We start from the raw sequence: 9,754 nt of genomic DNA on the forward strand, positions 1-9,754 counted from the left end.
CGTGTCGCTGGATGTCGGAGCTCATGCGCGCACCCGACTGTGACGACCCTCGTTCAGGTACTCGAAGATCTGCTGGACCACACTGGCGCCCTCACCCACAGCCGAGGTCATTCGCTTCACAGACCCGTGCCGCACATCGCCGATAGCGAAGACCCCGGGGATAGTGGTCTCCAAAGAGAAGCGGGGGCTTCCTTCCGTCCGCGCGCCGGCCAGCTCCGCCTCCGCGCCGGTGAGGATGTACCCGTCGGGATCGCGTGCCACATCGACCTTCAACCCCGTCGTCGCCGGAGCGGCGCCGATGAAGACGAACACGTGCCCCACGCGGAGCTTCTTGAGCACGTCACCGTGACGGACTGTGACCGCTTCCAAGCGGTTGCCGCCGTGTGCTTCCACGACCTCCGAGGACAGCAGCACGTTGATGCGGGGGTGATGTTGGATCTGGTCCACCAGGTATCTGGACATTCCCGCTCCCAGGTCCGCGGCGCGCACCACAAGGTGCACACGGGGGGACGTGCGGGCAAGGAACAGCGCGGCCTGGCCGGCGGAGTTGCCGCCGCCGACAACAGCGACAGGTGTGTCTACGCACATCCGCGCTTCCTGCGCTGTTGCCGCGTAGAACACGTTCGAGGCCCGGAACCGGTCCAGCCCCGCGGCGGGAAGCGAGCGGTACCGCACCCCGTTGGCAAGGACCACCACATCTGAGGTGACCTCCCTGCCATCTTTGAAGATCACCCGGAAGCGGTCCTCATCCTCCACGACCTCCTGGACCATGGCCGGGATGTCCAACGTGGCACCGAACTTGCGCACCTGCAGGAGGCTGCGGTCGGCGAGCTCAAAGCCGGAGATCCCGGCAGGAAACCCCAGATAGTTCTCGATCTTCGCAGACGTTCCCGCCTGCCCGCCGCTGGCGACCGCGTCGCACAGGTAGACCGACAACCCATCGGAGGCTGCATACACCGCCGCGGCAAGACCAGCCGGCCCAGCGCCGACGACCAGCACATCGCAGGTGGGCGGCGGGGCGGGCGGGCGCATCCCCAACTCTTCGGCAAGCCGTGCCGGGGTGGCACCCAGGACGGTGCGTGAGCCGCCGAGGATCACCAGCGGGAAGTCGGCGGCGGTGGCGCCGAGCTGGCGGACCAGCCGCTCCGCTTTCTCGTCCTCATCCAGGTCCACCAGCCGGTGGGGCAGCCGGTTTCGTGCGACGAAGTCCAGCAGATCCCGGGTCTGCGGGGAGAAGCAGGAGCCGACGATCCGCAGGCCCGCTCCCGCCCCGATGGCCAGGGAGCGGCGGATGAGGTAGGCCCGCAGGATGATCTCACCCAACAGCGGGTCCGAGGTGACGATGGCCTCCAGCTCATCGACGGGCACCTCCACCACCTCGGCGGCGCCGATGGCGGAGACGAGTACGAAAGACGGCTGTCCTTCCAGCAACCCGACATCCCCCACGAACCGGCCGCGGCCGTGCACCCCGACCGCCAACGGCTCATCGGGGTGACGCGGATCCGCCGCAGGTTCGGTGTCCGCCGTCAGCAGGTGCCCTTCCAGGACGACATAGATGGAGGACGGGTGCTCGCCGGGCCGGATGAGAACCTCCCCGTCGGTGAGTGTGCGGCGCTGCCCTCGTCCGAGCAGCACCGCGATCTGCTCGTCGCTGAGCCGCGGGAAGGCGCCGATGGTGTCAGGCGTCTCGGCCTGAGCGACCTGGCGGCGGTTGGCGTCGGGCGTGTCACTCATAGGTACGCTTCGTCCACGTAGCACCAGCTCCAGTTCTCCCCCAGCTCCAGCGACCGCACGATGGGGTGCCCCGCCGTGAGCGCATGCGTGCGGGCGTGCCGCATCGGGGAGGAGTCGCAGCACCCGACCTTCCCGCAGGTGCGGCACATCCGCAGGTGCAACCAGGGCGTGCCGGCCGCCACGCAGTCCTCACATGACTCGGGTGTCCGGGGACGGACCGGGCGGATGAGCGTGACGTGTGGGTCGACGTATCTCATGGGGCACCGCCGGCCGAGTCAGCCTTCTTCTGCAGCGCCTCGTCCACCCAGCGCATCAGCACGTCCGGCGGGGCGGCTCCGGATTGGCGGGAGAGCACGTTCCCTTGGTTGAGGATGAGCAGGGTCGGCACCGCCTGGACGGAGAACTTGCGGGCCGTCTCCGGCGCGGCGTCCACGTCTACTTTCACCAGCTTGAGCTTGCCGGCACGTTCCGTGGCGACCTTCTCGAGAGCAGGGCTGACCATCCGGCACGGTCCGCACCAGGTCGCCCACAAGTCCACGAGCACCACTTGCGGGGCCTGCTCGACCACCTCGGCGAAGTCCGCATCGCCCGCATCGACGATCCACGGCAGGGCGCTCTTGCAGACGCCGCAGCGCGGGTACCCCGACGCGGCGGCGGGGACACGGTTCTTCTTCCCGCAGTTGGGGCAGGTCGCAATCGCGCTCACCCCGCGTCCTCCTCTTCGGCGGGCGCTGCGATGTTGAAGACGAGGTCGCCGTCCTGCACGTCCAGCGTGACCGTCGACCCGTCCATCACCTGCCCGCTCAGCAGCGCACGACCCAGCCGGGTCTCGATCTCATGGCTGATGTAGCGTCGCAGCGGACGCGCCCCGTACACGGGGTCGTAGCCGCGTTCGGCGATGAGCTGGCGTGCCGCGGGCGTCAGCTCGATGCGGATCTGACGCTCGGCCAGCCGGGAGCGCAGGTCGTTGAACTGCAGCTCCACAATGTCCTGGATCTGTTCACGACCCAGCGGCGAGAACACCACGATGTCGTCCACCCGGTTGAGGAACTCGGGACGGAAGTGGGCGCGCAACTCACCGAGCACACTGTTTCGCACGTCGTCGGGGATCGAGCCGCCATCGAGGCCCAACAGGTGATGGGCACCGATGTTGGAGGTCATGATGAGGATGGTGTTGCGGAAGTCGACGGTGCGTCCCTGGCTGTCGGTGATGCGGCCGTCGTCGAGGACCTGCAGCAGCGTGTTGAACACGTCCGGGTGCGCTTTCTCGATCTCGTCGAAAAGGACCACGCTGTACGGGCGGCGGCGCACCGCCTCGGTCAGCTGCCCTCCCTCCTCGTACCCGACATACCCGGGAGGTGCACCGACGAGCCGGCTGACGGTGTGACGTTCCTGGTATTCGCTCATGTCCAGCCGGACCATCGCCGACTCGCTGTCGAACAGTGCTTGCGCGAGCGCTTTGGCCAGTTCGGTCTTTCCCACTCCGGTGGGGCCGAGGAAGATGAACGAGCCGATGGGTCGGCGCGGGTCGCGGATGCCGGAGCGGGCACGGATAATCGCGTCGCTGACGAGCGTGATGGCCTCATCCTGACCGACCACCCGCTCCTTGAGGGTGGCGTCCAGGCTGAGGATCTTGTCGCGTTCACCTTCCTTCAGCCGGGCCACGGGGATCCCCGTCCATGCTGCGACGATCTCGGCGATCTCGTCCTCGGTGACCACCTCCCGCAGCAGCCGCTGCCCGCCTTGCTTGGAGGCGAGACGCTCCTCCTCGGCGCGCAGGCGTCGTTCCACGTCAGCGATAGCCCCGTACCTCAGTTCAGCGGCACGGTTGAGGTCGTAGGAGCGCTCCGCTTCCTCCGCCTCCCGCCGCAGACGCTCCAGCTCACCGCGCAGCTCCTGGACCTTGCGGATCGCTTGACGCTCCGCCTCCCACTGGGCGCGCTTGGAGTCCGCCTCCGCCTTCAGGTCGGCCAGCTCCCGGCGCAGCTCCTCCAGCCGGTTCTTGCTGGCAGGGTCCGTTTCCTTCGACAGCGCCGCTTCCTCGATCTCCAGGCGGGTCACCCGCCGGGTCAGTTCGTCGAGCTCAGCGGGCATTGAGTCGATCTCGGTTCGCAGACGCGCGCAGGCTTCGTCGATGAGGTCGATGGCCTTGTCGGGCAGGAACCGGTCGGTGATGTACCGGTGGGACAGCACGGCGGCAGCGACCAGTGCGCTGTCCTGGATGCGGACACCGTGGAAGACCTCCAGCCGTTCGCGCAGGCCGCGGAGGATGGAGATCGCGTCCTCCACGTCAGGTTCCTCGACCATCACCGTCTGGAACCGGCGTTCCAGGGCAGCGTCCTTCTCGATGTGCTTGCGGTACTCATCGAGGGTGGTGGCACCGATGAGGTGCAGCTCCCCGCGGGCGAGCATCGGCTTGAGCATGTTGCCGGCGTCCATCGCCCCTTCGGTGGCTCCCGCCCCCACCAGGGTGTGCAGCTCGTCGATGAACAGCAGGATGCGTCCCTCCGCTGCCTTCACCTCCGCCAGGACTGCCTTCATTCGCTCCTCGAACTCGCCCCGGTACTTCGCGCCGGCGACCAGGGCAGACAGGTCCAGCGAGAACACGGTCTTGTCGCGAAGGCCCTCGGGCACGTCCTCACTCAAGATCCGCTGGGCAAGGCCCTCCACGATGGCGGTCTTTCCGACACCGGGCTCGCCGATGAGAACGGGGTTGTTCTTGGTCTTGCGGGAGAGGATCTGGATGACCCGGCGGATCTCCGCATCACGCCCGATCACCGGGTCAAGCTTGCCCAACCGGGCGTCAGCGACCAGGTCACGGCCGTACTTCGCCAACGCCTCGTACGTCTGCTCGGGGGTGGCGGAGTTGACGTGCTGGTTGCCGCGGATCTCGGTGAGTGCGCTGAGGAAGCTCTCCCGGGTGACACCGTGGCCGCGCAGCACACGGGACGCGGGACGGTTGGAGGAGTCGTCGACGAGGGCCAGAACGAGATGCTCCACGGAGATGTAGGAGTCTTTCAGCCGCTTTGCCTCCCGCTCCGCCCGTTCCAGGGTGGAGGTGAGGCTGCGGCTCACGTACACCTGACCGGTCTGCGGGGAGGACCCGGAGACGCTGGGCTTGCGGGCGATCTCCGCTTCGACGTCGGCGCGTACCGCTTCCACGTCAGCACCCGCTGCCTGCAGCAGTCGGGGAACCAGCCCCTCCTCCTGCTGCAGCAGTGCGAGCAGGAGATGCTCCTCGTCCGTTTCGACCTGACCGGCCTGGACCGCGATGCTCTGGGCCGAGGTGAGCGCTTCCTGCGACTTCTGAGTGAGTGAGTTCATGTCCATGGGATGTCTCCTTCAAGTCGGATGGTCCGGTGCTGCTCGAGCTGCTCGATGCGGGCGAGCAGGTCGAGCACGAGTGCGATGCCGGCGTAGTTCACGGCAAGATCGGAGTGCAGACGCACGATGGTGTGCACGCGGGCGGGGACAGTACGGGCGAACCACAGCCGGCCGCTGGTGTCGACGTGGGCGGTGACCAGCCCCAGCTCGACGAACTTCCGCAACGTATCCGGGTGGATACCTGCGGCCACCGCGGTCGCCGCCAGGTCGGCCCGGGCGACACGGACGGGCAGGTGACGTGAGGTCATGATCCTCTCCTGGCATCAAACGACGATTCGTCGCGGAGCTGCTCGAACAGCTCCCTCTCCTTCTTGCTGAGAGTGCGGGGAACGACGACCTTCACCCGCGCATACAGGTCTCCCGGCTGTCCCCTGCGCGGCATCCCCTGCCCGCGCAGGCGGAGCCGCCTGTCCGTGGACGAGCCGGGCGGAACGTGCACGGTGACCGGGCCGCCGGGGGTGGGCATGCTGACATCCGCGCCCAGCGCCGCCTCCCACGGTGAGATGGGAAGGTCCGTTTCGATGTCCGCGCCGCTGAGCCGGTACCGCTTACTGTCCTTCACGCGCAGCGTGACCAGCAGGTCCCCGTCCTGTCCGTCGGCGCCCGCGATCCGCAACCGCTGCCCGTCGACAGCGCCCGCTGGGATGTCGATGGTGTACTCCTGCGCGCCGCCGTACGGGGACGCGACCTGCACCGTGCGCCGCCCGCCCCGGTAGGCCTCCTCGACCGTGATCTCCAGCTCCGCGGTGCGGTCGGCGCCGCGACCGAAACCACCGAAGCCACCCCCGAAGAGGTCCTCCCAGTTCACGCTCTGCGCGCCGCCCCCGCTCCACGTGTATCGGGTGCCGCCGCTGCGGCGCGGCTGCTCGGAGGAGCGAGCCGCGTCCGCGGCGGCGTACTGCCGGAAGTTCTCACCGAACCGGTCGTACTGTGAGCGGGTTTCCGGGTCCGACAGCACATCGTGGGCTTCACTGATCCGTTTGAAGGTCTCCTCCGCCCCCGGGGCCTTGTTGACGTCCGGGTGGAACTTGCGGGCCTTCTCCCGGTAGGCGCGGCGGATCTCCTTCTGATCCGCCGACCGGGAGACCCCCAGCACGCTGTAGAGATCCTCCGCCATCTCCTACTCCTCCTCCGGCCTGCGGGTGACCACGACCGCAGCCGGTCGCAGCATCCGCTCAGGCGTTCCGAACCCGGAGCGAGTGACGGCGAGGATGCTGCCCGGCGGGACGCTGGCATCCTCGACGACCGAGACCGCCTCGTGCAGCTGCGGGTCGAACTCCGCACCGTCGATGACAATCTCGGGGTACCCGAGTGCGCGCAACGCATCAGCGGCCTGCGCCCGGACGGCCTGCATGCCACCCAGAACGCCCTCGTCAAGGTCCACCCCGAAGCTGAGCGCCCGGTCCAGCCCGTCGACGACGGGCAAGAAGACTTTGGCGGTGTGCTGCCGCTCCTGCTCGCGGACGGTCTGGATCTCGCGCGCCGTTCGTTTGCGGAGGTTGTCGTAGTCCGCCGCCGCCCGGCGCCACCGGTCCTCGGCCGCCTCCAACTGGGAGGCGACCGCTGCTTGCGCGGCGTGGACCTCCTCCGGGGACACGTCGGTGAGGTCGTCGTTCAGCAGGTCCACGGCCCGCGTGTCCTCGTTCTGCTCCTCGACCATCGCGATCCTCCCTCCGTGCTACTTGTCGAATTCGGCGTCGACGACGTCGTCATCGTCATCCTGAGCGGGCTGCTCAGCGTGGCTGGCGTTCGCGCGGGCCGCAGCAAGGGACTGCGCAACCTGCAGCAGCTCGCTGGTGCGCTCTTTCGCTTCCTGCTCGCCCACGTTGTTCTGCACTGCCTCGCGGGCCTGCGTGATGAGCAGCTCCGCGCGGGCACGCTCGTGCTCCGGTGCAGCGTCGCCGAGCTCACGCAGTACCCGCTCGACCTGGTAGGCGGCGGAGTCCAGCTCGTTGCGGGCGTCCACGGCCTGGCGCAGCGCCTGGTCGTCAGCCCGGTGCTGCTCGGCTTCCTTAATCATCCGGTCGATCTCGCCCTGGTCCAGATTCGAGGTGTCACTGATGGTGATGCCCTGCTCGGTGCCGGTGTCCTTGTCCTTCGCCGTCACGTTCAGGATGCCGTTCGCGTCGATGTCGAAGGTGACCTCGACCTGCGCTTCACCGCGAGGAGCGGGGCGGATGCCGGTGAGCTCGAACCGGCCCAGCACCCGGTTGTCCGCGGCGTTCTCCCGCTCGCCCTGCAGGACGACGATCTCCACCGACGGCTGGTTGTCTTCGGCCGTGGAGAACACCTCGCTGCGTCGGGCGGGGATGGTGGTGTTGCGTTCGATGATCTTCGTCATCACGCCACCGCGGGTCTCCACACCCAGCGACAGCGGCGTGACATCCAGCAGCAGCACGTCGTCGACGTCGCCCTTGAGGACGCCCGCCTGGATGGCGGCGCCCACAGCGACCACCTCATCGGGGTTCACCGTCATGTTCGGCTCCTTGCCGCCGGTGAGCCGCTTGACGAGCGCTTGGACAGCGGGGATGCGGGTGGAACCGCCCACGAGGATGACCTCGTCGATATCGTCCTCGCTGATCTTCGCGTCGGCCATCGCCTGACGCACCGGACCGAGGCACCGCTCAACGAGGTCAGCGGTGAGGTCTTCGAACTTGGACCGCTTCACGGTCATGGTCAGGTGCTTGGGCCCACTGGCGTCAGCGGTGATGAAGGGCAGGCTGACCTGGGTCTGGGACACCGAGCTGAGCTCGATTTTCGCCTTCTCGGCCGCCTCGAACAGTCGCTGCAGCGCCTGCGGGTCGTTGCGCAGGTCGATGCCGTTCTCGTTCTTGAACTCGTCGGCAAAGTGGTCCACCAGCCGGCGGTCGAAGTCGTCGCCGCCCAGGTGGGTGTCACCGGCGGTGGATCGCACTTCGACGACCCCGTCGCCCACGTCGAGGAGGCTGACATCGAACGTGCCGCCACCGAGGTCGAACACCAGGATGGTCTCGTGGTTCTTCTTGTCCATTCCGTACGCCAGTGCGGCGGCGGTGGGCTCGTTGATGATGCGCAACACCTCGAGCCCGGCGATGCGTCCGGCGTCCCTGGTCGCGGTGCGTTGGGCGTCGTTGAAGTAGGCGGGAACAGTGATGACGGCCTCGGTCACCTTCTCACCGAGGAACTTGCTGGCATCGTCAACGAGCTTGCGCAGCACCTGGGCACTGATCTCCTCCGGCGCGTACTGCTTGCCGCGGATGTTGAACCGTGCTTCGCCGTTGGGGCCTTCCACGACGTCGAAGCCGACGGCGTTGGCCTCCTCCTTGATCTCGTCGAAGGACCGGCCGATGAACCGCTTGGCGGACGAGATGGTGCCCTTCGGGTTGAGGATGCTCTGCCGGCGGGCAAGCTGCCCCACCAGCCGTTCACCGTCCTCGGTGAAAGCGACCACCGACGGGGTAGTGCGGGCTCCCTCCGCGTTCGGGATGACCTTCTCCTCGCCGGCCTCCCAGACGGCGATAACGGAGTTCGTGGTCCCCAGATCGATTCCTACTGCTTTGGCCATGATGGTCGTTCCTTTCTTGTCACGTGAGGCGCGCTACGAGAGACACGCTACAGGGGCCGTCGATTCTTGTCATGTGAGATACGTTACTGGGATGGTCAAAGAGCGCGGCAGGATCGGCATAGGCGCAGGGCTGAGTGCGCATAGTCAGGAAGCAGGATGCTTCAGGGGGATCTTTCCGGACGGTGGGCTGCTCGATGGACATCACCATCCGCAGGACGCCCAGGTCGCAGCTGGCGGTGACGCTGTCGATGCCGGGCGCCAGGCCCAGCAGCCGCATGAATTGCCCGTGGGGACCGTTCGGCGGTGAACCACTTCGCGCCGGCGGTCGCCGACTGGGCCGCTCACCGCGCGGACAGTGATCGGCTGGGCGCCCACCCAGCCCGATGGACTCCGAGTCGATGCCTGGCAGGTCCGCACACGAGGTCACCATCTCACCACCTCCACATTTACGCTGAGTCGCTATACCGCCACTGCCGATGTTTGTTCGACGGTCGGAGGTGTAGACCCCACCGAGCTGCGGCGCCCAGCCACCGTGCGGCGCATCGGCTCGCGCTGCCCGGCCGAGTCCGCGAGACGAAACTCGTTGTGGCGTCAGAATGGACCCACGTAGACATTTCTCAAGTCATTTGCCTGACGAACACTGAAGAGCCCTGAGTTTGTTGGAGGCTCCTGACCTTGGAAACGAGGATGGGGTTATGCCGAATGAGCAGACATCAGGGAAGCCGACGACGCGTCGGTATTCACCGGAGGAGAAGGCCGCCGCGGTCCGGATGGTGAGGGCGCGGCGAGCAGAGCACGGGACCGGCAATCGGGTCGCGACGCAGCTCGGGTACGGGGTCGAGTCGGTGCGGAGGTGGGTCAAGCAGGCCGACATCCACGACGGTCACGTCGCTGGGGTGAGCACGGTGGAAGCGCGGCGCGAGCGGGAACTCCGGCAGGAGGTCCGTGAGTTGCGTCGGGCGAACGAGATCTTGAAGCGGGCTGCGTCTTTCTTCGGGGCGGAGCTCGTCCGCCAACACCGGAAGTAGTCGCGCTCATCGACGCGAGTTAGGACGACGTCGTCGAAGGCCGCCCGCTGGGAGTCGAGCCCAT

The 9,754-nt window shown here is 67.4% G+C and carries 8 protein-coding genes and 1 pseudogene; 1 reads left to right on the forward strand and 8 read right to left on the reverse strand.

Annotated features, from left to right (window positions below):
• Positions 1–21 precede the first annotated feature (21 nt).
• From ACUJ8O_RS09230 to dnaK, 8 genes are read right to left on the reverse strand one after another with little or no spacing between them, the layout of a single operon-like run.
• The gene (locus ACUJ8O_RS09230; protein WP_445373329.1) at positions 22–1,734 is read right to left on the reverse strand and encodes an FAD-dependent oxidoreductase; all 1,713 of its coding nucleotides are present in this window, start codon (positions 1,732–1,734) and stop codon (positions 22–24) included.
• A complete protein-coding gene (locus ACUJ8O_RS09235) occupies positions 1,731–1,991 on the reverse strand; it encodes a UBP-type zinc finger domain-containing protein (RefSeq protein WP_095347629.1) in 261 nt (86 codons plus the stop codon). The genes ACUJ8O_RS09230 and ACUJ8O_RS09235 overlap by 4 nt, the downstream gene beginning before the upstream one ends.
• On the reverse strand, positions 1,988–2,440 hold the full coding sequence (gene trxA / locus ACUJ8O_RS09240; protein WP_371506795.1) for a thioredoxin: 453 nt from the start codon (positions 2,438–2,440) through the stop codon (positions 1,988–1,990). The genes ACUJ8O_RS09235 and trxA overlap by 4 nt, the downstream gene beginning before the upstream one ends.
• Entirely contained in the window at positions 2,437–5,064 is a 2,628-nt protein-coding gene (gene clpB / locus ACUJ8O_RS09245) for an ATP-dependent chaperone ClpB (protein WP_095347631.1), read from the reverse strand. Before clpB ends, trxA begins: the two co-directional genes overlap by 4 nt.
• Entirely contained in the window at positions 5,055–5,366 is a 312-nt protein-coding gene (locus ACUJ8O_RS09250) for a chaperone modulator CbpM (protein WP_010079738.1), read from the reverse strand. Before ACUJ8O_RS09250 ends, clpB begins: the two co-directional genes overlap by 10 nt.
• Positions 5,363–6,235: a DnaJ C-terminal domain-containing protein gene (locus ACUJ8O_RS09255; RefSeq protein WP_095347632.1), complete on the reverse strand. Its 873-nt coding sequence runs from the start codon at positions 6,233–6,235 to the stop codon at positions 5,363–5,365. The genes ACUJ8O_RS09250 and ACUJ8O_RS09255 overlap by 4 nt, the downstream gene beginning before the upstream one ends.
• 3 nt (positions 6,236–6,238) lie before the next feature.
• The gene (locus ACUJ8O_RS09260; protein ID WP_095347633.1) at positions 6,239–6,778 is read right to left on the reverse strand and encodes a nucleotide exchange factor GrpE; all 540 of its coding nucleotides are present in this window, start codon (positions 6,776–6,778) and stop codon (positions 6,239–6,241) included.
• An 18-nt stretch (positions 6,779–6,796) separates the two neighbouring features.
• Positions 6,797–8,662, reverse strand: coding sequence for a molecular chaperone DnaK (gene dnaK / locus ACUJ8O_RS09265; protein ID WP_095347634.1), 1,866 nt, complete (start codon positions 8,660–8,662; stop codon positions 6,797–6,799).
• A gap of 695 nt (positions 8,663–9,357) precedes the next feature.
• Between dnaK and ACUJ8O_RS09270 the strand changes: the two are divergent.
• Positions 9,358–9,710, forward strand: a pseudogene (locus ACUJ8O_RS09270) (transposase); the annotation flags it as partial.
• Positions 9,711–9,754 lie beyond the last annotated feature (44 nt).

The organism is Micrococcus sp. EWR3.9.1 (assembly GCF_052615555.1).